The sequence below is a fragment of the Paenibacillus sp. JT31N11 genome (assembly GCF_056269285.1).
The window spans coordinates 143,056-169,870 of sequence record NZ_JBWDNQ010000011.1 but is presented as its reverse complement, the minus strand read 5'-3'; the positions used below and the strand labels follow the sequence as shown (position 1 = coordinate 169,870).

Genomic DNA, 26,815 nt, shown 5'->3' with positions numbered 1-26,815 from the left:
CGGCAAGCTGGATTAATCGATCATGTTCGCGTATCTTTTCCAGTCATGCAGGATCATAGGAAAAAGAGGCTGCCTTAAGCAGGAATTTTCCCGCTTAAGGCAGCCTCTTACTATAGTTTTGCAAATGTAATCCCGCCGGCGCCTAATGGAACGGCTCAATGACCGGGAATCCGATCTTCTCAAACCGCAGCAGCTTGCGGGCGCGTTCCGGGAGATTCTCGTAGGTGTCCGACGGAATCTGGATCGTTCCGCTGTGCTTCCCGTTCGGCGCCGGCGCATAGATCATCGCGATATTCGGCCGCGGCCGGTCCGAGCGGTTCGGCGTACCGCGATGCCACATCCGGTCGTCGCGTATCATGATCGAGCCGGCAGGCATAAGCGCCTTGATGAAATGCATATGCTCGGCGAGCTTCTCTTTGCTGTAGGCGCTGCGGCTGTAGCGGAAATCCGGATGAAGATGCGTGCCGCCTGGCCAAATTTCCATGGGCCCGTTCGTTTCGTCCGTATCGACAAGCGGGAAATTGACGACCAGATTGGAGATCGGCAGGTTCACCCCGCAGCGGTCGCCGAAATGGGCGCTTGTGTCGGCATGCACCGGCTGGCTGTTGCGTCCGCCCGGCAGCGACGTGTTCGTCGCCAGATAATGCAGGATGCAGTCCTCTCCCAGCAGGCGGTCCAGCACTGCCGTAACGAACGGATGCGCGATGATGGATTCGTCGATGAAGGGCTGCTCGAAGGGCAAATACAGGCGGATATGGTTCGTTCCGTCATTGAAGCCGTTGTTAGGATTGTAAACTTCCTCGCCATGCTCCTCCAGATAGGGCTCCAGAATCTCCATGTAGCGGGTATACAGCTTCTCCACCTTCTCAGCGTGCAGTACCCGTTCGAAAATGACATATCCGTTGACTTCAATCAGATTGACGGCAAGCTCCACCGTTTCCGGCAAAAGACGGCCGCTGTCAATCTCGGCTTGGCTGATTTTCATCGTTTCATTACCACCCTTTGAATGAAATGAGGTTTGTAAGGAGGATTCCGCCCCGCGTGATAAGCTCTCCTGGCCGCTAACTGAAAAATTGGTCCGGTGTACCCTGCAAATCCTACAAGTCGGACAGAGGCAGCGGCTCGAAGGTCGTGGTCAGCACCTGGGTCTGCCCGGTCTGCGCCGCCCTGTAGCCCGATTCGATAATATCGATTACATGACGCGCATGCTCGGCGGATGCCACGGAAGGCATATCCTCCTGTATCCAGTCGACAAGCTGCATAATATCCTCATAGACATGCGCTTCGCGAAGACCGTTGTGCGCGTCGGATACATGCGGCAGGCGGTCGTCCTCGCGCTTCAGATCCGTATCGCCGAATTTGGAGCCGATGATTGCCCCCTTGGTTCCATAAATATTGGGGGTCCACTCCGTAACGGAGCCGGCAATCGTCGCGTACACAACGGCGTGGAACGCATTGCCGAAATCAATCAGCAGGATCGTAGAGTCATCCATCTCCGTCAGGATCCGCTCCCCGCCGAACAAATGCTCCGGTATGCCGATACCCGACAGGGCGGTGACGCGCTTGGCCGGTCCGACAATCCCCGTCAGATCATGCAAGGGATAGACCGTGGCGTCATACATCGGTCCGCCGCCCGGCTTGCGGAAATACCAGCCGGGATTCACATTGCTGAGCACGTCGTCACCTGTGCGGACCTCTTCGCTCAGATGATAGGAGCCGTCTCCCATTGCGGTGCCCGTAATCGCCCAGGACAGCTGTCCAAGCGCCCCCTCCAGATAGAGCTTGCGCTTGCGTCTGGCCGCAGGATTGATCATCATCCCCGGCGAGGCCACGATCCGCACATTCCCGGAGGCCGCCCGGCGGATCAGATCGTCCGCCTCCGCTACCGTCGTCGTCATCGTTTTATTGAAATGAACATGCTTGCCTGCCTCGATCGCCTGAACGCCCTGCTCGTAATGAAGGCCGATCGGGCTGCAGATCGTTACCAGATCCACATTCGGGTCCCGCAGCAATTCCTCATAGCTCTCATATCCTGCAGCTACCCCGAACTTGGCCGCAGCCGCAGCCGCTCTTCCCGGAACAGGATCGCATACGGCGGCAAGCCTGACTTTCTCCGCCGCATCCGGCAGGCCGAGGTGTGCCATTATTCTTGTCGCAATGGCTCCCGCACCGACAACGCCGATACCGAGTGGTCTACTCATCCTTTCGTCACATCCTTTTCGATTCTTCTCGATTCTTCTCTACTGTCACAAACAAGGCTCATCCGGGTACAGATCCTATCCTTTGACAGCGGAACCGACTGTCAGCGCCCGTTCTACCTGATCGCTGAAGAACAGGAATACAATAACCATCGGCAGACTCGCAATCGTCATGACGGCGCCCATTCCGCCCCAGTCGGTGCTGTACTGTCCCTGGAAGAAAAGCAGCCCTAGCGGCAGCGTCTTCATCGCTTCGTCGGAAATCAAAATATACGCCAGCAAGAATTCATTCCACGCCCCCAGAAATTGAAAGATGGCGATGGTCGCGACTGCCGGCTTTACGATCGGTACGATAATTCGGAAAAACGTTCTGTAAATGCTCGCTCCGTCCATACACGCCGATTCCTCCAGCTCCACCGGAATACTCCGCATGAAGCCGTAGAAGATAAGCGACGAGAACGGCAGACCGAAAGCGATATACGGCACGATCAGAGCGCCGTACGTGTTCGCCAGATGAAAATTCTTCACCAGAATGGCCAGCGGAATCATAATGACCTGCAGCGGGATGAACATCCCGATCAGCATATAGATGCGCGCGCTCTCCCGCAGCCTCCACTCCATCCTGGCCACCGCATAGGAGAACATCACCGACAGGATCAGAATGCCGGCGGTGCTCACCGTCGAGACGACCAGACTGTTCAGAAAGTAGCGGGGCACATTAAACTGCGTCCACGCATTAACATAGTTCTCCAGATGAAGATGAAGCGGTATGCCGAACGGGTTTGTAACAAAGATTTCATCGTTATTCTTAAGCGAATACGAAACCATCCAAAAGAGCGGATAGACGGAAATCAGAAAATAAATCCACAGCAGACTCTGCAGCAGCGTTTGTCCGGTCCTGATTCTGGTAAGCATGAGATTGCCGTCAGCCCCCTTCTCCCGAATTAGTGGGTTATTCGTTCTTGTTGGAATAACCGGTTGATGATGACGGTGGCAAGCAGGCTGATCGCAACCAGAAATACAGATACCGCACAGGCATAGCCATAATCGAATTCGCTGAAGGCGTAGCGGTAAATCATGTACGTCAGCGTGTAGTTGGTTGTTCCCGGCCCTCCGCTTGTCATGATAAGCATCTGGACGAACGCTCCGATCCCTCCCGTAATGGCAACGATCAGACAAAATTTGAACGTTTCCGCCATCAGCGGAATCGTGATTTTGCGGTGCGCCTGCCATTTCGTACAGCCGTCGATAATCGCAGCCTCCATATACTGCTCCGGAATCGACTTGATTCCCGCATAGAGCAGGCTGAATTGATAGCCCATGAACTGCCATGCATTGACGAAGGCAATCGCGATTATCGAGACGGATGGCGAGGTGAGCCAGTTTTGACGGTACGAAATCCCCAGGATATCGAACAATCGGTTGACCAATCCATTGGTGGGATCATAAATAGCGATCCACAGCTGACAGACCACTGTGACGGACAGCACAACCGGAATGAAGTAGCCGACCTTCAGTACCTTCCGTCCCTTGACTTTGATATCGGAGCAGACCAGGGCCAGGATAGTGCCCAGCCCGATCTGAAAGACAACCAGCACCAAGGCGAACAATCCGCCATTCCGGAGCGAGGTGACAAGCAAAGGATCGTTGAACAGCTCGACGTAGTTGCTCAATCCGTTGAAGGTTCCCTCTCCGATCCCGTCCCAGTCGTAGAAGCTCCGGTACAGGGTTTGCGCCACCGGATAGGAGACGACCAGCGAATAGAGCAGCAGCGCCGGCAGGGCAAATGCGGCAATCGCCCATTTGTTGCCAAAATAGTTTCTCATCGTTGCTCATTCCAATCTATTGGTTAGTTCCCCCGTTATTTATTGGCGTCAGCCAGTACCCGGTTCAAGTTTTTCGTGAAGTCCTGATCGCTGAAACCTTTGACGATCAAATTCTGTGTATTATCGTCGATAGCCGTATTGATCTTGATATTCTCGTTCAGCTTCGCGAAGTTCTTGATATTCGGCAGCGTTTCGTCGATCAGACGCTGCATCATGGCAGGGGGCTTGGCGACGATCGGTTTGTCGATCTTCACCGAGACGATCGGATTGCCAAGCTGCGTATACTTGTATTCCGCGTATTTGCGGGCCAGGAACGCGGCAACCTCAATCGCGGTATCCTTATTCTTGCTCGTCGGCGCGATGGAGAATCCGCCTGGCTCGCCCGAACCGTCCATATTGAATTTGGCGGCGTCGTAGGTTGCCTCATCCTTGGCCGGCCAGTACATCCAGTCCACGTCCGCGCCGAGGTTTTTGTCAGAGCTGTAGATTTCCCATTGACCATTAACGAACATTGCCGCCTTGCCGGTGTAGAACATCGAGGATGCCTGGTCGTAGTTCGTGTTCGTAGCGTTCGCGTCGAACAGTCCGGCTTCCTTCAGCTCGTTGAACTGCTGGGCCGCAAGCTTGAAGGAATCCGGCAGCTCTGTCCCGGTGAGTGCGGCGTAGCCCTGCGGCTCTTCCCTTGTCAGAAGACCCTTGTAGAACGAATTGCCGATCCATTTCTCTTTGGAAAAAATGGCCATTGGCACGATGCCCTTCGCTTTGAATTTTTGAATGGCGTCCTTCCACTGATCGTACGTCTTGATTGGCGCTTCCACGCCCGCTTCGGCGAAGAGCTTCTTGTTGTAGTACAGAAGCTGGAACTCAATGCCGGCGAACGGATAGGAGTAGACATGTCCGTCCGGGGCGATCATGATCGGCTCATTGCCCGGATTCAGGTCGCTCTTGAACTGCGCCGTCGGTGCAGCGTTGTCGAGCATCTCGATATTTTTTGACTCTGCGAACGCTTTCATTGTCTTGAAGTCGGCTTGGAAAATATCCGGCATATTGCCCGAGGCCGCGTAGGTCCGCAGCTTTTGTCCATCATCCTGCATGGCCGGGTCGAGTACCAGCTCGACATTCGGCATCTCTTTCTTCAGTTCCGCTACCGCGTAATCGTACGGCTTCTTGGTGTCGTCATCGAAGTACGCAGCATAAATTCTCAACTTGACCGGTTCATCCGCCGCAGGAGCAGCCGGGTCGGCCGGTGCCGCCGCATTGTCCGGTGGGGGCGTATTCGTGTTCTCCGCCGCCTTCTCGCCGCCGCTGCCGCAGGCGGATAGAGAGAAAGCGAGCAGCAGCATGGCTGCTATTGCTAATGCTTTGAAACGTTTGTTTCTCATATCGTTTCCCCTTCTTCCGTTTAAATTGTAAAAGCCTGGAGTACTCCAATCATGCAAGCGGTTTCAACGGCTTTTTCCCATTATAGAATCCGGACTTCAGGGAGAACACGGAATAATCGGGCCGAATCTGTACAAAACGGGCCAAATCTCCCGCTGCAAGCCAGTAGTCACCGCCGTTTCCTGTTCTCGTACTCGGAAGGCGTCACACCGAAATGCTTCTTGAACCATTTGCTGAAATAGCCGGCTTCGCTGTATCCGACCTGCTCGGCAATGACGGTGAGCTTCAGCTCTCCAACGCCGATCAGCTCCTTTGCCTTCTGCATGCGGACATAGGTCAGGTAGTCGGACACCGACATGCCCCCTTCCCGTTTGAATACTTTCCGCAAATAGCTGGAATCGATATACAGCGCTCCGGCGATTGCGTCAATGGACAGCTCGGAGTCGGCAAACCGCTCATGAATGAGCCGTTTCGCCGCCTCGTAAAGCGTATGCGACTTTGAAGACCGATGGCCGAAGCTCGACTCCATGACACAGCGGTACAGCTCCGTCATCCACTCCCGGCACTGCCCGATCGTTGCCATCCGCCGCAGCTCCCGATAAGGCGCGAAGCCTGGCCCAAGCAGCTCATCGATTTCCTGACCGGATTCGATGGCGAACGAGAGGATCAGCGACACCAGCCCCATCAGGCCGGTAAGCGCGTTATCCACCGTCACCCGGGCTCTGCCCAAATCGGCGAACGCCTGGTCAAGACCCTCCTCAACCCCCGCCCGGTCCTTCATCCGCAGATGATAGATCAGCTTCTCTTGCAGCTCCACGGAGAAGAATTCGAACCGTCCGGGATCACCGCCCAGCCGCTCATGCCAGATGACCCCGCCCTGGCCTGCTGTCAGCTTGCTGCGAATAGCAAGAAGAGCATCGCGGTAAGACTGACGCAGCTCCATGTAATCGTCGGTTAACCGGCCCAGACCAACCGTAACCGTAAATTTGAAATGCCGCTCGACCATCTGCCCTAGCCTCTCGAAGGGCTGTCCGTCGAAGGCTCTGCCTTCCGCGTCGTCGTCAAAGACGATGATCGAGACGCTGCGGCCCTCGGCATCGTGGAACAGATAATGCTCGCCGCAAGGCGCAACCAGCTCTCGGAGCATATTGTCCACCGTATGCCTCCACAAGGACTGGTCCTCCGGATTGTCCGGCCCGTGTGGACCCGCCACCGTCATGCCGGCCTGAGGCGCGCGCCACCGGTCAATCTCGGTCACGGCTACAAGGCAGCGCCCCGGAGGCAGAGATACCCTCAACCGCGCCATTGCGGTCTCGATTTCCTCCCGCTTCATGTCGCTGTCCCGGCTGATCAGCTTGAGCAGGAAGCTCTCGCGCAGCAGGGCGGACTGATCCTGCGAGCTGACCTTCTCCTCGCGCGCCGCCTCCATGAAGCTCTTCACCTTGCCCAGCGTTACCACGAACTCCTCCTCGTCGAAGGGCTTGAGCAGATAGTCCCTGACTCCCATCCGGATCGCTTGGCGGGCATATTCGAATTCATTGTGTCCGGTCACCAGCACAATGGATATATCCGGATAACGCAGCTTGAGCTGTTCGGACAGAGCCAGCCCATCCATAAAGGGCATATTAATATCGACCAGCGCAATATCCGGCCGGTGCTCTTCCGTCAGCTCCAGCGCCTCAATGCCGTGTCTGGCCTCGCAGACGACGGTCATGCCAAGTGCCGTCCAATTGAATTTCTTCTGCAAATATTCCCGAAACAGCGGCTCATCATCGACAATTATGACCTTATACAATCCAATCCCTCCGGTTTCTCTCCAAGGGTATCCGGATTCTGACCTCGGTGCCCAGATGCTCCCGGCTCTCGATGGATACCCCATATTCCTCGCCAAAATAAAGACGGATCCGCTCATGCACGCTGAATATGCCGAACGAGACCGGCTTGTCGTCTCCGGTGGAGCGGTTCCAGATTTCGCCCAGCCTGCTCTCCGGCATGCCGACGCCGTTATCGCTGACGACGATTACCGCCGATTGCCCGTCGCGGAATCCTCCGATCTGCAGATGCCCCGGACTTCCCTTCAGCTTGAGACCGTGATAGATCGCGTTCTCCACCAAAGGCTGAATCGACAGCTTCGGAATCATCGTCCCCAGCATATCCGGAGGCAGGTCGATATCAAAGTCGAACACATCGGGATAACGGGCATGCTGAATGGACAGATAATCTCTGGCGTTCCTGATCTCCTCGCCGACCGTGATCATCTCGCTGCCTTTGCTGAGCGCGACGCGGTAGAAGTCCGCCAGCGATTTGGTCGTGTCGCGCGCCTCGCGGCTGCGTCCCAGGTCATTCAGCAGATAGATCAGATCCAGCGTATTGTACAGAAAATGAGGCTTGATCTGGGCGTGGATAAGCGCCAGCTCATATTCCTTCTTTCTCCGCTGCTCCTCCTCCACCCGCTGGAGCAGTTCCTTCATACGGGCGATCATGGAGTTGAAGACCGACGCCAGCAGGCCGATCTCATCCGCCGTATCGATCCGTGCCGAGACGTTCAGCTCAGCTTCCCTTACCCGGCGCATCGCCTTCGCCAGCTTCTGCAGCGGCTGGACAATCACCCGCGAGAGAATGCCCGCTCCCAGCAGGGCGAAGACCAGACATACCGCGCCGATAAGAACCGTCATCCGGCTATTTTTGCGGATGTCCGCCGTAATCGCCTTCTGGGGCACAATATTGATAAGCTTCCAGCCCATTTTTCCGTAATCCGTGGTCGTCACGAGATTCTTCCCTGTCTGTGTGCGGAGTGTCTCCGAGAACGAATCCCTGGACAGAACAAGCTTGCGCAGACGTTCATCCTGCATCGGCTTCAACAGCTCCGACTTGTCGGAAGAGGAGATGACCGTACCTTGAGTGTCAATAATCATATAGCGCTCGTTCGCGCTCTCGCCCATATCGGCATATACGCTGGAAATGGCGCTTTCCTTGATGTTCACGATCAGAATGCCGATCGAACGGCCGTATTTCAGATCGATAATCTGCTTGCCGATCGAGAGCACCGGGACGTTCGGGTCGGTAACCAGATAGTCCCGGAGCTGCATGGGAAACCAGTTGTTGGTGCCATAACCCGGCAGATCGTCAATCTTGTCGAGCAGGCCGCTCGTGAATACCTCCTTGTCCTTCTCCCTGGACGGGAAATATGAGGTGTAAAGCCGGCCATGCGTATCGATGAAGGCAGCCGAATCGATATCCGGAAAATTGAGCAGATCAACGCCGAACTGCGACTGGATTTGAATGCGCAGCTGATTTTCCTCGAATGGAGTTGAGGCGGCGGAGTAGTTCTCATAGATATGATTGAAATCCTCCATCATAATGTTCGCGCTGCTCTCCGAATTGTGGATCATCGAATCGATGCGGATCAGAATCAGTGCGGATTCATCCCGTACATTCTGCTTCGTCTTGTCGATCAGGGAACCGGTAAACAAATGGCTGGTGAAGTACCCCAGCGCAAACAGCGGAACAATGATCAGCGGTATATAGACCGCGATAATTTTGTTGCGGATCAGCAACCCGCGAAACGGCATCGCCAGCAGCGACCATAACCTCATCATTGTTCTGCCTCCTAGCAAAATTTCGGGGATGATGGATCACACACAAAAATGATAGCGCTTGCAGTTCGGGAATGCAATCGCCCATTATTTCCATGGAAGATCCGCTAGTACTTCGGGTCCCTTCGCGTGATTTCCTTCTTTAACCACGTTAAATTCGAGTAAAGGGTCGTACACCGGAAGCCCTTTCAGCCAATCATACAAGCAGCATTGGCTTGATATGTTAGTTAAGGGCATTAGAAGAAACGGCTTGGCCATCATTTGGCGCGTAGGTTAGTCTCTTCCAAAAATATCCAGGAAAACAGCAGATGCCAAGGTTGTACTTTCTGAATATTCAAGGGGAAGCGGCAGAGCGAGCCAACCTACTGGCGGGCAAATTAATTTCTCCCCATACGCATATCCAGAAAAGCAGAAACCATATTTTATGATAAGAAGAAACGGCTGTCGCCGTCCTTGTGGCGGCTCAGCAGGTTTCAAAAATATAAACAAAGATGGAGGGATTTTATACAATCTTGCGCTTTGAAAAAAGGCGCGTCTCCGAAGAGACGCGCCTTTGTTTATAGTAAGAGCAGGAGGCCCTGCTGGATAAAATTAAATTTCTATGAAGCAGGCAGGTTCATTCTCACCCGTGAATCCTCCCATTTCCAGCTGGCACAATGAGGCTTGGTGAGACTTGAGCCGGATAGCTGCTCCTTACGCTTTGACAGCGTACTTCTTGCGGGCCAGTTCGGTCGCCTCAACCATATTGCGCAAAGCAGCGACCGTCTCTTCGTATTTGCGCGTCTTGAGGCCGCAGTCCGGGTTGATCCAGAATTGGGCAGGGTCCAGCACCCGCAGGGCGCGGTCGATCATCGAGCCGATCTCCTCGACCGACGGCATGCGCGGACTGTGAATATCGTAGACGCCAAGGCCGATGCCTTTGTCATACGTATACGCCTCAAAGCTCCCAATCAATTCACCATGACTGCGTGACGTCTCAATCGAGATGACGTCGGCGTCGAGCGCGCTGATCGAGTCGATAATATCATGAAACTCACTGTAGCACATATGCGTGTGAATTTGCGTCTCGTCCTTCACTGTTGAGGTGGACAGACGGAATGCCCGCACGGCCCAATCCAGATAATCGGCCCACTGCTTGCGCTTGAGCGGAAGCCCTTCGCGCAGCGCAGGTTCATCCACCTGGATCATGCCGATGCCCGCTGCTTCGAGCGCCTCCACCTCGCCTCGGAGCGCCAGCGCAATTTGATAAGCCACCTCTTCGCGCGATTTGTCGTCACGGACAAAGGACCAGTTCAGAATCGTGATCGGACCTGTCAGCATGCCTTTGACCGGAACCTCCGTCAGCGACTGGGCGTAGACCGTTTCTTCGACCGTCATCGGCGTTACCAGTTCCACATCTCCATAGATGATGGGAGGCTTTACGCAGCGGGAGCCGTAGGACTGCACCCAGCCGAATCCAGTGAAAACGAAGCCGGCCAGCTTCTCGCCGAAGAACTCCACCATATCGGTCCGCTCGAATTCTCCGTGGACGAACACATCCAGTCCCAGCTCCGCCTGAATGTCGATCCACGTCTTGATCTGTTCCTTGACGAACGCCTCGTACTGTGCGCCGCTCCATTCCCCTTTGCGCCATTTTTGCCTGGCGCTGCGAACCTCGGGCGTCTGCGGGAAGCTTCCGATCGTGGTCGTCGGCAGCAGCGGCAGATTCCATCTCTTCTTCTGCACCTCGCTCCGGACTTCAAAGCTGCTTGGCCTTGCCGACGGCTGCGATGCCAGTGCGGCGATGCGTTCATGCACCTGCTTGCGGGCGCGGGCCGGCGACTGCTGCAGCGCCTTGCGGCTGCGGTCCGCTTCCGCCAGCTCGGCAGCAATCGCTTCAACGCCCTCATTGCCCGCCTTGGTCAGCAGCACAATCTCTTCCAGCTTCTCATCGGCAAAGGCAAGCGCTTCGCGCAGCGTCTGCTCAAGCCCGCTCTCCTGCGCAGCACTAACAGGAACATGCAGCAGACTGCTCGAAGGCTGCACAAGAATACGGTCGGTTGACACGGCTTCGCCAAGCGCCTTCAACGTCGCCAGCTTGGCCTGCAGATCGGCTCTCCAGATTCCTCTGCCGTCGATCAGGCCCGCGCCCAGCACCTTGTCCGCAGGGAAGCCATGCTCGCGGATAGCTTGCAGATTACGCCCGCCATCATGCACAAAATCCAGACCGACGCCGTGAACAGGTAGCGAAACGACGGTCTTGTAGTCGTCGACGGACTCGAAGTACGTCTGCAGCAGCAGCTTGATGCCTGGCACTTCTTGTGTGAGCCTCTCATATATACGGGCGATATGGGCCAGATCCCCCGGCTCAAGCGTTGTGGACAAAATCGGCTCATCGACCTGAACCCACTGCACGCCTTCCGCTTCCAGCTCGCGCAGCACCTGCGCGTACAGCGGCAGCAGACGGTCGATCCAGCCGTCAAGCTCATTCCGGGCGTAGCCCTTGGACAGCTTCAGAAAGGTGAACAGGCCGACGAGGACCGGTCTTCCTTCGATGCCAAGCTCCGACTTCGCTTCACGGTATGCATCCAGGAGACGGTTGCGGGTCAGAACAGGTTTGATATCCGTGAGCTCCGGCACAATATAGTGATAGTTCGTATTGAACCACTTTGTCATCTCACAGGCCGTAGCCTCGCGATTGCCGCGTGCCATGGCGTAATAGGTGGACAGGCTCAGCTCTCCCCCCTCATAACCGAACCGCCCGGGAACGAGGCCGAACATAGCCGCCGTATCCAGCACATGATCGTAATACGTGAATTCCCCGACAGGAATGACTTCGATTCCCCGGTTCTGCTGGGCCTTCAGATTGCTTAGACGGATCGCTTTCAGCTCCGCATGGAAAGCCTCTTCCTCCAGCTTGCCGGACCAATAGGCCTCCAGCGCTTTCTTCCATTCCCGACCCCGCCCGATGCGGGGATAACCCAGATTGCCGCTTTTCATAAGATTTGTTCTCTCCTCTCGATACGAGAAAGATAACATACCTTTCCAGCTATAGCGTAACTCCCATTAACTATAGCTGGCTATAGCCTGAAGCTATATCAAACAATTTTACTCGGATATGGTCTGATGCAGCGCTTCGATATAAGCGGAGGCGAGCTTCGAGAGCGCGGCATTCTGGTGGCTGATCCATCCGACATGGAGCGTCTCGTCGCTTGCCAGCGGAACAGGAATAATCTCGTTGCCATTCAGATCCGCGCTCAGTACCCCTGTGGAAATCGTGTAGCCGTTCAAGCCGATCAACAGATTGAAGAGAGTCGCGCGGTCATTTACACGAATGCTTTTCCGATGCGACAGCGTACTTAGAATTTCCTCGGAAAAATGAAACGAATTATACTCCCCCTGTTCAAAATACAGGTACGGATAGTCCTGAAGCTGGTCGAGCGTAACCATGGAGTGCTTCGCCAGGGGGTTGTTAACGCTGATGAAAATATGCGCTTTGGCCGTAAACAGGCTGGTGAACTTCAGATTTGCGTCCTTGAGCAGCCTGCTGATGACCTTGGCATTGAATTCATTAATATACAAAATGCCGATCTCGCTGCGCTGGCTTTTGACATCCTGGATGATTTCATGCGTCTTGGTCTCTCTTAGCGCCAATTCATATTCATCCTGTCCATACTCGCGAACCAGCTTCACAAAAGCGTTCACTGCAAAGGCATAATGCTGGGTAGACACCGAAAAATGCAGCGGCGAGGGCTTGGCATTGAGATACCGGTTCTCCAGCAGCTCGGCCTGTTCGATAACCTGGCGGGCATAGCCGAGAAACTCCGCCCCCTCCTTGGACAGCGAGATGCCCTTGTTGGTGCGCTCGAAAATCGTAAGATGAATTTCCTCCTCCAGCTCCTTGATGGCGTTGGAGAGACTGGGCTGGGATATAAACAGCCGCTTGGCGGCCTCATTCATGGAACCGCGGTTGGCAACCTCAATCACATACCTCAGCTGCTGCAGCGTCATCGGTCATCATCCTCTCATTCATTACTGGGTACCTCTATTTTACCGCGGTTTCTGTTGTCTTACACTTTTCCCATCTTCAAGGGAAGAAGCCGGCGCAGAAAAGAAAAAGAAGCCTATTCCGGAGGGAATGGCTCCATTTGGCCGCGAATGCCTTTGCTTCTTAGAGCCCCAGCTCCCGCTCGCTCCATGCCCACAGACGCTTGGCCGCTTCCGGATCGGCCGCTTTGGCTGTCAGCCGGACCGGCTTTTTGCGGTAATAATACTCCCCGCTTGTCGACATAACCTCATCGCTTGTCGCCAAATATACCGCCGTCTCCGCCCCCTTCTCCGGTGTGAGGAAGAATGGCTTCATCATGGCCAGTATGCGCCTGCCAAAGCCGGTATTGCGGTTCACGCCAATCTGGGTCGCAACTGCGCCGGGATGCAGACAGTTCGCCGTTACCCTCGTCTCCTTCAGCCGCCGCGCCAGCTCCTTCGTGAACAAAATGTTGGCCAGCTTGGACTGCGCATAGCTTCTCCAGAAAACATAGCCCTTCGTCAAATGCGGATCGCTCCAATGGATCCGGCCGGCTTTGTACGCATTGGAGGAGACCACCACGACTCTCCCTTGCGGGGCGCGGGCAAGCGCATCCAGCAGCAGATGCGCCAGCAGAAAATGCCCCAAATGGTTGACGCCGATTCCCAGCTCAAACCCGTCCGCAGTGGTCTCCCGCCTGATCGGAAACACCCCTGCATTATGGATCAGTCCGTCCAGCTGCTCATATCTGGCCAGAAAAGCCCGCGTAAATTCGCGGATGCCGGCAGCCGAGCCCAGATCGCAGAGCATAAGCTCAATATCCTGCGAGCCGCTCTGGCGAACCGCATCCTGGAGCGCAGCCTCTCCCCGCTTCCGGCTGCGGCACGCCATAATGACGCGGATGCCATCGCGGGCCAAGGCGACAACGGTCGCCAGCCCCATACCGGAATTGGCCCCTGTAACAATCATAACCTTCTGCTTTGTCTGCATATGATTGATCTCCTTCGTTCCCGTATCAATCTCTTGCAGCTACTATACCATTAATCCCGTGGTCCGAGTATCAGAAAAGTCAAATGTCGGATACCCGCGATTTTGCACCCAATTGCAGTCTTTATAGGGCTTTTCCTTTTCCTGACGCACTTTTTGTTGCATAATGATAAAAAAAAGAAAAATATAACGCTTTCATAGCTTACAAAGGATGTAATCCTACTACATTTTATAAGACCGGGGGAGTACATTTGATAAGGTTACCGATCCGCAAGCTGTCCGGATTTGCCCCAGGCCGGATGAACTGGAATTACTTCAAGTCCAAGCTTCTGCTGAATTATGCCTTGTCCTACATCCTTATTTTCTTGATTCCGCTCACCGGAGTAACGATCTTTGTATACAAGAATGCTGTCGACAATCTGCGTTCGGAAATCGAGCAATCCAATGTGAACCAGCTGAATCAGGTGCGGATGAACATTGACGCGCGGATGGCCGAGCTTCAGGAGACCGCAAGCCGGATATCCTTTGACGTGCATCTCACACCTTACATGGTGCGCCATCCCTACTACAGCAAGGAAGCGATCGACACGCTGGCCAATTACAAAGCCAACAGCCAAATTCTCGACAATCTGTTCCTCTACTACCACGACGATTCGGTGATTTACTCCTCGGAGGGGATGACGGATGTCGGCACCATCTTCAGGCAAAAATACAAGTTTGCGGATTGGCCTGCCGCTCAGGTGCTGCAGGATCTCAATAATGCGGAGCATCCGCTCATGCGTCCCGCCGGGCAGGTAATTGTCAATTCCAGACAGGAGTCCATGCTGGCGCTTCTGGTGCCGATCAAACCGAATGACCCCTATCCGTACGGCACCGTCGTTTATTTGATGGAAGAAGAGAAGCTGACCGGCGTGATGGACTCCATCCTCAATAAATTTTCCGGCAACAGCTACATTTTCGATGATCAGGGCCGGGTGTTAACGAAGAACCGGCGCGGTGAAGCCATTCCGGGCAATGAGTTAAGCGTTCTTTCCTCTCTTGATGCAGGTATCCACAGCCTCATGCTGGACGGCAAGCAGCAGTCGGTCGTCGCCGTGCAGTCGGAAGAGAACGGCTGGACCTATGTGACGACGATGCCAAGCAGCCAGTTTTTCAGCCGCATCTTTCATATCCAGACGCTCATTCTGCTGGTGTTCTTCATCGTGGCGCTTACTGGAATTACGGCGGCTGTCATGCTGGCAAAGCGCCAGTATCATCCGGTCAAGGACCTGATGGAGTTTACACGGCTTAAGACAGGCTCCAGGACGTCCGATTCCGCCAAATCGACCAGCGAATGGGACTGGATCAGGCAAACCATCCATGATTACAGCGCCCGCATCCAATTTCAGGAGCCTTATGCGCGCACCCAGTTTCTGATGATGCTGCTCAAGCACGGGAGTCCGAATGACCGCGACCTGGAGCAGCTGATCAAGAGTGTTGGCCTGGAGCTTTCCGGAACGCAGGGCGAGTATTTGGTCATGCTGCTGAAATGGGATGCGTTCTCCGGCACTTCCACCGCGGGCCCGGACCGCAGAGACATCCACCAGCTGCTGCACGACCTGGATATGCCGCAGCTGAAAGCACGTGCTTACGGCATCGATTTTTCACCGGCCGATCAATTTGCGGTCATGATCAGTCTTGCACCCGATGCCGCCCGCAGCTCACAGGATCGCATAGAAGAAATTGTGGACCACATCCGCGGCAGTATCCTTCAGCGGTCATCTCTTCAGCCATCCATTGGAGTGGGGTCGCCGTACGGCAATCTCGGGGAGCTCAACCAATCCTTCATCGAGGCAGCAACGGCACTGGAGTTCCGCATGCTGGGGGAGCTTGGAAGCGTTACTTATTTTGAGAAGCTTAGCGCCCCGGAGTCCGAGACCTTCTGGATATCCAAAAAATCTTTGCTGAAGTTGGAGCAAAGCCTCAAACAGGGCAATGAAACGGTGGCGTTTCAGATGATTCAATCGATCATCGCGGATCTGCGGACACAGACGCTATCGGCTGCCCTGATGCGCTGCATATGCTTTGATGTGCTGAACGCGCTGCTCAAGAACGCCTCTGAGCTCGGAATGAACGGCATTATCCACGATATTCCGAACCTGACCGCTTTTGAAACGCTGGAGGAGCTGGAACGCAAGCTGGAAGCGTTGGCTGCGCAAATTTGCGGACAGGTTGAGCGTCAAGCCGAAATCCAGCAGCATTCGCTGCTGGACGACATCGTCTCCTATGTCGACCGGCAGTATGCCGACTATACGCTCAGTCTGGAGCATTTGGCGTTGAAATTCTCCATCTCGGCTTCGTACTTAAGCCGCAGCTTCAAGGACAAGACGGGCTCCACATTCTCCCAGTACATCTGGCGGCTCCGCATGGAGGAGGTGATGCGTCTATTGGTCAGCAGCGATGCTCCCCTGAAGGATGTCATTGAGCAGGTCGGGTATCTGGATACGCCCAATTTTATCCGCAAGTTCAAGAAGGAAACCGGATATACACCCGGCCAATACAGGAAGCTGAGAACAGGTGAAGACGGCTGAAGCCTGCCGCTTACCGGTAAGCGGGTATCCTTGAGGGGGATGAAATCTTTACATTTTATAAGGCTCAAGAAGAAACGGCTGCCGCTGTCCTTTTGGCGGCGCAGCAGGTTTCTTCCCTTAGAAATAGAAGCAAAGTATGGAGGAATTTTAACCTTTCTTATATTTTAAGAAAGCCAGCTCCTTAGCCTCTGAGCAGAGTCTAGGGAGCTGGCTTTTTCCTTACATTTCGACTAGTTCGTTTTCCAGCGGTCGTACGCCGTTTGATATACTTCGGCCATACGCTCGCCGCCCATCTTCCGGATCGTCCCGATATAGGAATCCCAACTGCTCAGCGGCTCCTGTCCGGTAACGAACCTGGCCTCCATCTGCTCGACATAAGTGTCAAGATCAGACTGCAGACTGGTAACCTCGGCCTGCTCTTCCGGCGTCAGGAACAAGACAGGGAAAGGAATGCGCGCTCCGCGGTCAAGCAGCTTTTCCTTGGACTCTTTCTCCACCCATCTGTCAAAATCCGTCGCAAGGCCTTTACCGATCTCTCCGGTCATCATGCCGGGAGTCGGAATCCCGTAGTTTGGCGTAAGAGTGGCACGGAAGTCTTCCCGTTCGATTCCGCCGGGAACAGGCAGCCATTCTTTGGTGTGTGCAGCTTTATCGGTATATTTCCAAAGCGTTCCTTCAGGACCCTTGTCAAACAATACGGCGCCATCGTAAGCGTACATGTAGTCAACCCAGCGCAGACTGGCTTCGGGCGATGGATTGGTGTTGGTAATGGCGTAAGCGCCGCCTGTAACGCCCTTATTCCTGGCGATGGCAGGCTTATCGACGCTGTCGCTCCTGACCGGGCTGAACATCGGATCGTCGGTGCTTGGCTCTCCGCCAAGGGTGAAGTAAGCATGCCAGTCCGAGAAGAGCGCGATCTGGTTGTTACCGGCTTTTGCCTTTTTTTGATCCGCGGTTTGGGAGAAGGTCTCGTGGTCCAGCAGCTCCTCGCTCCACAAGCGGTTCAGATAGGTCAGATAGGCCTTGTAGCCTTCCTCCATCGGGGTATAATGCACTTTGCTCTGATCGTCGACATAAATTTTGTCCTCATAGATGCCGAAGGCCCCGAGCAGCCATGCGCGGATTTCCTTAAGCTTGACCAGAGACAGCGGAATCTCGTCCTGTTTGCCGTTTCCGTTCGGGTCTTCTTCCTTGACGCGCTTCAAATAAGTGTACAGCTCCTCGGTCGTCTCGGGCAGCTTATCGATCTTAAGCGCCTTCAGAAAATCGCCGTTGTACCAGAGCGGATTGCGGTACCACGGCTGAGCCAGATCAACCTTCGGCAGCGAGTAGATATGTCCATCGGGTGCGGTAATGGATTTGCGGATATCAGGATTGTCCTCGAGAATTTTGTTCACGTTCGGCGCATACTGAGGGATCAAATCCTCAAGCGGAATGAGGATGCCTTGGCTTCCATAATTCAGCTCTTCCGCGGGAGTCAGACCGGCGGCAAAGAAAATATCAGGGTATTCACCGCTGGCGAACACCAGATTTTTTTTGGTCTCGAAGCTGTCTTTGGGCGCATTCTGAAATTCCAGGCGGATGTTCGTCAGCTTCTCCATTTCCTGAATAACAGGCATATCCTTCCAGTTCTGAATCCCTACGTCGGGGGCCATCATCGTTAAGGTTAATGGATCATCCACAATAGGGAAGCCTTCCTTGTGAACCAGCTCCGACTCTTGCGAAGCCCCACCGGTCTCGGAATCCGATGAGCTGCAGCCGGCCAATGTGATGATAAGCGCAGCCGTAACGATCAGAATTGTGCTTTTTTTAAATGCCCGCATACTTAAACCCCTCTCCTTAAACATATGTGATCTGGCCAAACTGCTAATGCATAAAATAACTCCCTGGCAGCCGTCATTCATCTCCCGGCCGGTGCCGGAGAGGATGGTCCGGGCTAGCCTTTTACCGAGCCGATCATCACGCCTTGAACAAAATAGCGCTGCAGGAAAGGATAGACCGCTATAATCGGCAGCGTGGACACAACAATCGCCGCGTATTTCACCAGCGAGGCTACCTCGGCTTTATTGTTCATCGCTGCCGCCATATCTCCGCTGACCGCAGCGCCGGTTGTCTCGGCGGACATTTCCTGAAGCACGAGAATCTGGCGCAAAATAAGCTGCAGCGGATATTTGGACTCCGTGTTGAGGTAGATCAGGGCATTAAAATAGCTGTTCCAATGCATGACGCCATAAAACAACGCCATCACGGCAATAATCGGTCCCGACAACGGCAGGATGATGCGCAGGAACAGCCCCGTGTTCGTACAGCCGTCGATATGGGCGGCTTCCTGAAGCTCTCTTGGGACCGTGGTCTGGAAAAAGGTTCTCGCCACGACAATATTCCAAACGCTTGCGGCAGCGGGCAGAATCAAGGCGCCCATCGTATTCATCAGGCCGAGACTTTTCACCAGCAGATAGGTGGGCACCAGTCCGCCGCCGAAGAACATCGTGACCAGGATCAGGCCCATGAACAATCCGCGGCCTGCGAAATCGGAACGGCTCAAGGCGTATGCCGCAGGCAGCGTAACAAACAGATTCAGCGCTGTTCCGAGCACGGTGTAGATCACGGTATTCAGGTAACCGCTCCAGATTTTGGAGTTTCCGAATACCCGGCTGTACCCGTCCAGATTCAGACCCTTGGGGAGCAGCCACATTTCGCCCGAGCTGACATATTTCGGATCGCTGATCGACGCGCTGATAATGAACAGAACGGGGTACAGCACCACGATCAGCGCAATGAGCAGATAAATGTAGTTCATGAGGACGAACAGCTTGTCGGCTCTTGTTTCTTTCACACCTGAAAGCATGCTTCAAACCTCCTCCTTTACCAAAGACTTGTTTCGCTGGTACGGCGTGCGATCCGGTTGACGGAAATAAGCAGGATGGCGTTGACCACCGAATTGAACAGCCCTACGGCCGTTGAGAAGCTGTATTGGGCGCTGACCAGACCCGAGCGGTAGACAAAGGTGGATATGACATCCGAAGCGCTCATATTAAGCGGATTTTGCAGCAGCAGAATTTTCTCGAAGCCAACGCCCAGAATATTCCCCATATTCAAAATCAGCATGATCGTGATGGTGGGCACAATGGTTGGAATGTTAATATGCAGCATTCGTTTAAAGCGGCTTGCGCCGTCCATGATGCCGGCCTCATGAAGCTGCGGGTCAACGCTGGACAAGGCGGCAAGATAGATTATCGTACCCCAGCCTGCGCTCTGCCAGACTCCGGAGAGGACATAAACCGTCTTGAACCATGCCGGGTCCGTTAGAAAGTCAGCCGCCTGGAAACCAAGTCCCTCGACAATACGCACAATGATGCCCGAGGTCGGCGACAGGAAGGTAATAATCATTCCGGCCATCACGACGACCGAAATGAAATGCGGCGCATAAGTAATCGTTTGCACAGATCGTTTGAAAAAACCGCTGCGCACTTCGTTGAAGGCCAGCGCCAGAATAATGGGAAGCGGAAATCCGATTGCCAGCTCGTAGAGGCTGATGCTGAAGGTGTTCCACAGCAGGTCCCGGAAGTAATACGAATGGAAGAAGCGTTCAAAGTGATCGAAGCCGACCCATGGACTTCCGGCAATCCCCTTTGTGGGAATGAAATTTTTGAAAGCGATCTGAATGCCGTACATGGGTATGTAATGAAAAATAATGAAATAAAGCAGTGCGGGAGTCATAAATAAATACAGTTCCCAGTTCCGCAAAATCCGGTTCCGGTTTCGCCTGTTCAGCTGCCCCGCATCGAGCGGGAGAACTCCCTTCTTGGGAGCGGCGGTTTCGAACGCGAGAGCATCCTGGTCATTTCGTTTCATGGCATCCATCCCCTCGTTTCTAAATTGATCCTGTGTGTCATGTACTTCTGCCGGAATATATACCTGCACCGCACCGATGCCGGCAATCAAATTGTAGACAGACCGGCCAGGGCCGGTAAATATGTAGAATATGAATTGTCATGTCCAAACACACGCGAAGCCATATGGCATAAGGATTATTGAGAGCGCTTTATTGAGATGGAATATGTAGAATTTATGGTATAAACGATGTATTCATATTTGACATATTGCACTGCGGCACAGGATAAGTAAACGATTCCAGCGTCATTCCAGCGTATTTTGCCGCTATTTTTGAATTTTCTCAAGGTCCAAACGCTCCCCTTCATCCCAGGATAAAACAGCTGGTACCGTCCTTTGGCGGATAAGTCAAGCTTCTTCATCTTAGAAATAAAGCAAATTCCCCCGGTCCATGAAGCGTAAAAATATGCGCGCCGCGGACTGCCACACAGAAAAAGGACATCCCGCAGGATGCCCGTTTTGTAATGTGTTAAGTTTCGATATCCGTTAATAGCTTTTTGCGGCCAATTGATCCAGACGCTTGAAGTTGTACCCCTGTACACGGGCATCGTCTATGATTTTGCCCAGCGCCTTGGCGTTATCCTCCGATACGGTATGCAGCAGGATAACTGCGCCCGGGTGAAGCTGCGACATGACACTGTCATAGGCATGCTTCCAGCCCCTTTGCGCTTTCGTATCCCAGTCCTTGTAGGCCACAGACCAGAAGACACTGATATAGCCCTGCTCCCTGCTCGCTGTGAGCACGCGTTCGCTGAAGATGCCGCGAGGAGGGCGAAGATAGTTCATCTCCTCCTGCCCTGTCAGCTCCGTCACGCCCCTTTTCACACGCGCGAGTTCATTTGCAATCTGCTCGCTTGTGATCGTGCTCATATCCGGGTGGCTCCATGAATGGTTGCCGATCAGATGCCCTTCAGCGGCCATCCTTTTAACCAGCTCAGGCTGATCCTTAATATAGTGGCCGGTGACGAAGAAGATCGCCGGCGTCTGCTTCTCTTTCAGCACGTCCAGAATTCCTGCTGTATAGCCATTCTCATAGCCGTTATCGAATGTAAGATACAGCTCTTTCTTCGCCGTATCCCCCAGGAAGATGGCATCCTGCTTTTGAAGAAGGCTCTGAAACCCTTCTTCCCTGATGGAAGGCAGCGCGCCTTTTACACTTTTCTTGAAGCCAAAATGGAATGTTCCGCCCGGTGCGGCGGATACGGCTCCTATGCTTGCAAAGAGAACAATGGCTGCGATGAGAAAAGCGCCTGCACCTGCTGCATATCGTTTTGTCATGAAATCCCGCCTTAATGAACAGGCTCGTGTAAGAGGCTGTCCGTATGGTATGTACAGCGGTATTATGCCACGGCAGCCGGAAAATATGCCCTCCTCCAACATAGAATAGCCATCTGTACCTGCTTCTGGATCCGGAATCTTAGCTGCAAACAGAAAAGGAGCTGCCTCGAAGGCAGCTCCCATTCTTTTAAAACAAACATATCTTACAGCAGTTCCAGCATTCTGTTGATAATAACTGCCGCTTGGGCACGATTAGCAATACCCTTAGGTGTAAAGGTGTCGGCTGTTGTGCCGTTGATGACACCCGCCTCTGCCAATAGTGCAATTGAATCCTTGGCATACGAAGCAATTTTGCCATTGTCTTTGAATTTGGACAATACAGCCGCCGCATCGCCTACAGCAATGTTTTTGACATTATTCAGCACGTTAGCTGCCATAATTGCCATTTCTTCGCGGGTAATTGGACGGTTAGGATCAAATTTACCGTTTCCGACCCCATTAACCACGCCTGCATTGACTGCGGATGCTACGAAGCTGTAATACCAGGCATCCGGTTTCACATCGGTGAAGGAGACCGTCGCCTTCTCATCCGTCAAATCGAAAGCACGGACAAGCATGGTCAGGAATTCCGCTCTTGTCACTTGCTTGAGAGGAGCAAAATTCTCTTTATCCACTCCATTGATGATGCCTTTGGCAGCCAGGTTTTCGATCGCGCTTTGCGCCCAGGATGCTACAGGTCCGAGATCCTTGAAATCCGGAACGTCAACAGGCTGCGTTGGTTCGATAGGTGTTGTCGGTTCAGTTGGCTCTGTTGGTGTCGGATCAGCCGGTTTCGGTTGATCAGGCGTTGGAGTTACAGGATAGTACGGATAGTATGGAATGTCTCCGTTATCTCCATCGTCACCAGGCTCTACCGGAGGATCCACTGGCGGGTTCACCGGTGGTTCTACCGGCGGTTCTACAGGTGGTTCCGGTTGTTCAGGTGTCTCACCATTTCCATCATCGACTGATCCAGGGTCAGCTGAAGGAGCTGCCGTAAAGATCGAATTCGACAGCAGGCGGAATTGGGCCTGCGGATGTGCACGGTTCGTCAATTCATTGGCGAACACCGTCACATTGACCAGATCTTTTTTATAGGTGAAGCCCATTGTTTGGCCCTTAATCACTTCATGTTTCGGCCACCAGCCGGCGATGAAGAAATCTTCATCCGAGCTTGCAGTTGCGAGTACATTTGCTCCTTCAGGAAGAGCTGTGATATAAGATCCCGATACGGTGTACAAATAATCTATCTCATCATAAGGAGCCGTAATCGGGCTGTTTTGCGCCAAGATGGATTTGAACAGACCTTCATGCGCATTGCCGGTCGTTGCAAAATTGAAACCAGGCAGCAAACCGGAGCTTTTCAATCCATTCATGGCCGTTCTTCCATAGCCGATATATGGTTTCCCTGCGCTGATCAGACTGTTGCTTCCAGTTGAATTTACGAGGACGTCACTTGCTGCAGGGTCAGTGGAAACATTAAACCCAAGACCTTTGAGCGCGAAAGCAGGAACGCCTGTTGCGGCTACAGTCACCGGTTTAAGCACCTTGCCGTCTTTATTGCCTTTATCGTCGAACGGCACGACATCCAGCAGGTATTTCTCCTTCACGGTTTTAAGGTTGGAATAGGAGACAAGGAAATCGCCCATTTCATAGCCTTCTCCGCCGTAATTCAGCAGGGTAACTGATTTTCCTTGGCCGATCAATTCGTTAACGGCTTGTACAGCCTCGTTATTGGTGTTGCGAATGACATAATGAGATGTATAGCCAGGAACTGTCGTCGACGGAATTTCCACCGATTCTACTTCATCTGTTTTTCCAGTGAATACACCTGCATCACGGACAATATAGCGGTCGAAGCCCCTCATATAAGAGAAACTCTGCACGATATCCGCATACATCTCGCTAAAATCGGATACGTCGATGCCGTCATACAGAACCAGATTGGCATAACCCCGTTTGGCCTGATGCATGTTGACGACAAAGCTTCCGGCAGGATATACCTTATCCCCTACTGTAACCGGGGCTGTAGATTTTTCTACCTTGACGCTGTTATGAAGCAGGTATTGCACCATTTTGTAGGTTTCAAGCGAATTCTTTTGCAGTTCTTTGTCTACTGGCAGTACATAATATTCAGGGAAGAAGTTCTCTTCACCGTTACGTGGTCTGCCGATTTCTTCGTATTTTGCATTCACCAAATATTTGTCAACCGAATAGCTGTCCGTTCCTTCAATGCCGCGTTTGTACACTTCCAGTTGATTGAGGAACAGCTGTTTCTTGTTGTCCATTACATATTTGGTTGACGCCAAAGCAGCAGAGTAGAGTGCAGTTACCGAGTCTTCATTAAGTTCAGGAATTTCAAGTGTATGACCAAGAGCTCCTTGATGCATCGCGAATACGGCGGTATAGGCAGGAGAAGCATCATCCCAGCCCGTTGCATTGGCAATTGGCTTGTAGTTTGGATCCTCGGCCTTTTTCCGGGCTTCTTCATACGGAATATGGTACTTTGGAATTCTATTGTCCGTACTGGCAACACCCGCCCGGCCCATGGCGTTAGCTTGGTCGACCATGCTGTTGATCAGCAGATCGAACTCGAAGTTCGGATCATGCGGAGGCGTACAAGGCTCAATCAGAAAGTCTTTGACAAAACCATGGAAATCCAGGAAGGAAAGCGGAGACCATTTTGCGATTTCACTGGCCACGATTTGCGTTTCCGGTTGTGTTTGGTAGGAATTGTCCCGGTTCAGGTCAAAGCCGTTGGCGTTTTGACGGACATTGTGGTAGCGGCCATCCGGATTTTCCGTATAGTTCATGAGGAAAATGACATTGTCCAGCGCCTGGTCCACATTAATCGTTACTGTTTGTGGTTTACCCGCGACATCGGTTGTTTCATACTCAACCGTGTCTTCTTTTGACATCGTTCTAAACATATTGAGGATAGCATCAATACCTGGCGCTTCATCCGGATGAATATTATTCAGCCAAATCGGCACCTTGTAGTTGGTCAGCTTGCCGCTCTTGATTTTATTTTGAAGCTCAGCGGGTTTTTCCATCATGTCGTGAAGCGTCTCATTCACATATTGGTCGACAGAAGCTTTATCTTTAGCCAATATCGTGAAGTAAATATCGCGGCCTTCAACAGACTTGCCCAGTACACGGGTTTCAATGTAACGGTCTGATTGAGCGGCTGCGGTAATGGCTTCAATCTCCGGTTTAATCTCATCATACGTATGATAAGATTCATACGGATTTAATTTAATTGGTCCGCCTGCGATGACATTGCCCATTGGACCTTGAACAGCCAGGTCATTTGTGGCAATCATCTCAGGGTATCTTGAGCGGAACGTGCCGGAAAGATTGGTCGTTCCATAAAGCACATCGAATGCGATTTTGGCTTTGACGGTATTTCCTTCAACAACAGGTGTTCCTTCCAGATAAATAAAAGGATCTCCATTGTATCCGGCAGGAGCAACTGTGCTCCATTTCTTCCACTCGGAGAGCGGTTTTCCTCCGTAAGTCCACTGCAGGTCATTAACTGTAGTATTGATAGGCAGATCGAACTGTACGTCAATCGTCGTCTTATAGGTCATTGACGCGACATTTGAGCTTAATTTAAGCTCTTGAGGCTCCTGGATTTCCATCAACAACGTTGAGAGCACTTGGGTAAAAGTACTTAAATGCTGTTCAATCCTGCCAGGGTAGGTTTCAATAATATGATCAAGCTTGTCTTTACCGGTATGCCAAACTTCTCCCTCAAGCGCGGTTTGGGTATAGCCATCCAAATCGCCAAGGGTCCAGTTCGTCGCTTCCAGGTAGCCGTAAGGAATACCTGCGTCTTCGAATGCAGCATGGTCACTCCAGTCGCCGGTTGTCGTCGCCGGATACTCCGGGTTCAGACCAGGATTGGTTTGCATTTCCAGGCCCAGGCGCTTAGCAATAGCCAGACCCTGGTCACGGGCAAAACCCGAAAATCCTGCACTGCCGTACATATACATATAATCGCCGACAGCAAGGCTATCCATGTTGATCATGACGACTGTGTTCTTCTTCTCATCGTCCGTCATTTGGGATACATAATAATTGGAGCCCCTCAGGCCCGCTTCCTCTGCGCCAAATGCGATGAATTTAATCGTGTAAGGCGTATCCTTCAGCGCTACCGTCTTGGCAGCCTCCAATAAAACCGCAATTCCCGATGCGTTATCATCCGCGCCCATGCTTCCGCCTGAGCTAACCGAATCGTAATGCGCACCGACGATTACCGTTCTAGGGGATATCCCCTGTTTGACGGCAATGATATTGCTGGTATTAACGGTATTTCCTCCGCGAGTGTAAGTGAAAGGTTGAAGGGTTGTCTGCAAACCGATTTTCTCGAACTCGCCTTTAATATAATCACGAGCTTCTTGGTCCTTCGGGCTGCCTGCAGTACGAGTACCGATGGTTGTCGCCAGGTAAGTCAGATATTGTGAAGCCGCATATCCTGGCTGTCCTTCCGGTATGTTAAGCACTGGCGCCGCCAAAGCCTTCAACTGCGCTTCGTCCGCCTGTTCGTCTGCAATTTCATCCGTTGGCTGGTCAGCAGGCTGTTCGGCTTGTTCATCCGTCGGTACATCAACCGGCTGATCCTGTGGCACATCCTGCGGTTGATCCGTTGGCTGGCCCTCAGTCTGCTCCGCAGGTACACCGTCCGGATCCACCGATGGATCTGTAACCGTGTCAACTGGATCCGCCGAACTATCCGGATCACCCGATTCCGGATCGGTGACAGCGTCAGGATCAGCTGCAGGAGTATCTTCTCCGGCTGGAGTTTCGCCAGAATCAACGACTACTCCAGGTTCCCCGCTGCCTGTTTCTTCTGCAAATGCGGCTGCCGGCACAAGCGCCGAGATCGCCAGCATGAATACCAACAGCAGAGAAATCGTTCTTTTTGCTAGCATCTTTCGAAACATGGTATTCCTCCTTTTTTCTACAAAACGGATGAAAGATTCATAGACTCGAACGTGCACAAAAAATGCAAGCCTTCAATCGACGAACCATTGCAACG

16 protein-coding genes are annotated in these 26,815 nt (G+C 53.1%); 1 reads left to right on the top strand and 15 read right to left on the bottom strand.

Annotated elements, in window-relative coordinates:
* Positions 1–142: 142 nt before the first annotated feature.
* The 10 genes from AC0YNV_RS29505 to AC0YNV_RS29460 all read right to left on the bottom strand — a co-directional run bounded on the left by AC0YNV_RS29505 (position 143) and on the right by AC0YNV_RS29460 (position 13,996).
* Complete coding sequence (locus tag AC0YNV_RS29505) at positions 143–985, bottom strand: phytanoyl-CoA dioxygenase family protein (RefSeq protein ID WP_475771213.1); 843 nt, start codon at positions 983–985, stop codon at positions 143–145.
* Positions 986–1,097: 112 nt separating this feature from the next.
* Positions 1,098–2,201 carry a Gfo/Idh/MocA family protein gene (locus AC0YNV_RS29500; RefSeq protein ID WP_475771212.1) on the bottom strand — a complete coding sequence of 368 codons (1,104 nt, stop codon included), beginning with the start codon at positions 2,199–2,201 and terminating at the stop codon, positions 1,098–1,100.
* 75 nt (positions 2,202–2,276) lie between these two features.
* On the bottom strand, positions 2,277–3,113 hold the full coding sequence (locus tag AC0YNV_RS29495) for a carbohydrate ABC transporter permease (RefSeq protein WP_210044963.1): 837 nt from the start codon (positions 3,111–3,113) through the stop codon (positions 2,277–2,279).
* Between the two features lie 29 nt (positions 3,114–3,142).
* Entirely contained in the window at positions 3,143–4,024 is an 882-nt protein-coding gene (locus AC0YNV_RS29490; protein ID WP_210044964.1) for a carbohydrate ABC transporter permease, read from the bottom strand.
* Positions 4,025–4,059: 35 nt separating this feature from the next.
* Positions 4,060–5,406, bottom strand: coding sequence for an ABC transporter substrate-binding protein (locus AC0YNV_RS29485; RefSeq protein ID WP_475771211.1), 1,347 nt, complete (start codon positions 5,404–5,406; stop codon positions 4,060–4,062).
* Positions 5,407–5,573: 167 nt separating this feature from the next.
* A complete protein-coding gene (locus AC0YNV_RS29480; protein WP_475771210.1) occupies positions 5,574–7,199 on the bottom strand; it encodes a response regulator in 1,626 nt (541 codons plus the stop codon).
* Positions 7,192–9,003: a sensor histidine kinase gene (locus AC0YNV_RS29475; RefSeq protein ID WP_475771209.1), complete on the bottom strand. Its 1,812-nt coding sequence runs from the start codon at positions 9,001–9,003 to the stop codon at positions 7,192–7,194. Before AC0YNV_RS29475 ends, AC0YNV_RS29480 begins: the two co-directional genes overlap by 8 nt.
* A gap of 690 nt (positions 9,004–9,693) precedes the next feature.
* Positions 9,694–11,979, bottom strand: coding sequence for a 5-methyltetrahydropteroyltriglutamate--homocysteine S-methyltransferase (gene metE, locus AC0YNV_RS29470; RefSeq protein WP_475771208.1), 2,286 nt, complete (start codon positions 11,977–11,979; stop codon positions 9,694–9,696).
* 108 nt (positions 11,980–12,087) lie between these two features.
* Entirely contained in the window at positions 12,088–12,990 is a 903-nt protein-coding gene (locus AC0YNV_RS29465) for a LysR family transcriptional regulator (protein WP_475771207.1), read from the bottom strand.
* A gap of 160 nt (positions 12,991–13,150) precedes the next feature.
* Positions 13,151–13,996, bottom strand: coding sequence for an SDR family oxidoreductase (locus tag AC0YNV_RS29460; RefSeq protein WP_475771206.1), 846 nt, complete (start codon positions 13,994–13,996; stop codon positions 13,151–13,153).
* A 248-nt stretch (positions 13,997–14,244) separates the two neighbouring features.
* On the opposite strand from AC0YNV_RS29460, the gene AC0YNV_RS29455 reads away from it, so the two are divergent.
* Positions 14,245–16,563 carry a helix-turn-helix domain-containing protein gene (locus tag AC0YNV_RS29455; protein ID WP_475771205.1) on the top strand — a complete coding sequence of 773 codons (2,319 nt, stop codon included), beginning with the start codon at positions 14,245–14,247 and terminating at the stop codon, positions 16,561–16,563.
* Positions 16,564–16,793: 230 nt separating this feature from the next.
* On the opposite strand, the gene AC0YNV_RS29450 is transcribed toward AC0YNV_RS29455, so the two are convergent.
* From AC0YNV_RS29450 to AC0YNV_RS29430, 5 genes are all read right to left on the bottom strand, one after another.
* The gene (locus AC0YNV_RS29450) at positions 16,794–18,386 is read right to left on the bottom strand and encodes a type 2 periplasmic-binding domain-containing protein (protein ID WP_475771204.1); all 1,593 of its coding nucleotides are present in this window, start codon (positions 18,384–18,386) and stop codon (positions 16,794–16,796) included.
* Between the two features lie 113 nt (positions 18,387–18,499).
* On the bottom strand, positions 18,500–19,411 hold the full coding sequence (locus tag AC0YNV_RS29445) for a carbohydrate ABC transporter permease (protein WP_475771203.1): 912 nt from the start codon (positions 19,409–19,411) through the stop codon (positions 18,500–18,502).
* Positions 19,412–19,428: 17 nt separating this feature from the next.
* Positions 19,429–20,418 carry an ABC transporter permease gene (locus AC0YNV_RS29440; RefSeq protein ID WP_475771202.1) on the bottom strand — a complete coding sequence of 330 codons (990 nt, stop codon included), beginning with the start codon at positions 20,416–20,418 and terminating at the stop codon, positions 19,429–19,431.
* Between the two features lie 525 nt (positions 20,419–20,943).
* Positions 20,944–21,735 (bottom strand): delta-lactam-biosynthetic de-N-acetylase, encoded by a 792-nt coding sequence (pdaA, locus tag AC0YNV_RS29435; protein ID WP_475771201.1) that lies wholly within the window; start codon positions 21,733–21,735, stop codon positions 20,944–20,946.
* A gap of 203 nt (positions 21,736–21,938) precedes the next feature.
* Positions 21,939–26,720 carry a M20/M25/M40 family metallo-hydrolase gene (locus AC0YNV_RS29430; protein WP_475771200.1) on the bottom strand — a complete coding sequence of 1,594 codons (4,782 nt, stop codon included), beginning with the start codon at positions 26,718–26,720 and terminating at the stop codon, positions 21,939–21,941.
* Positions 26,721–26,815: the final 95 nt, after the last annotated feature.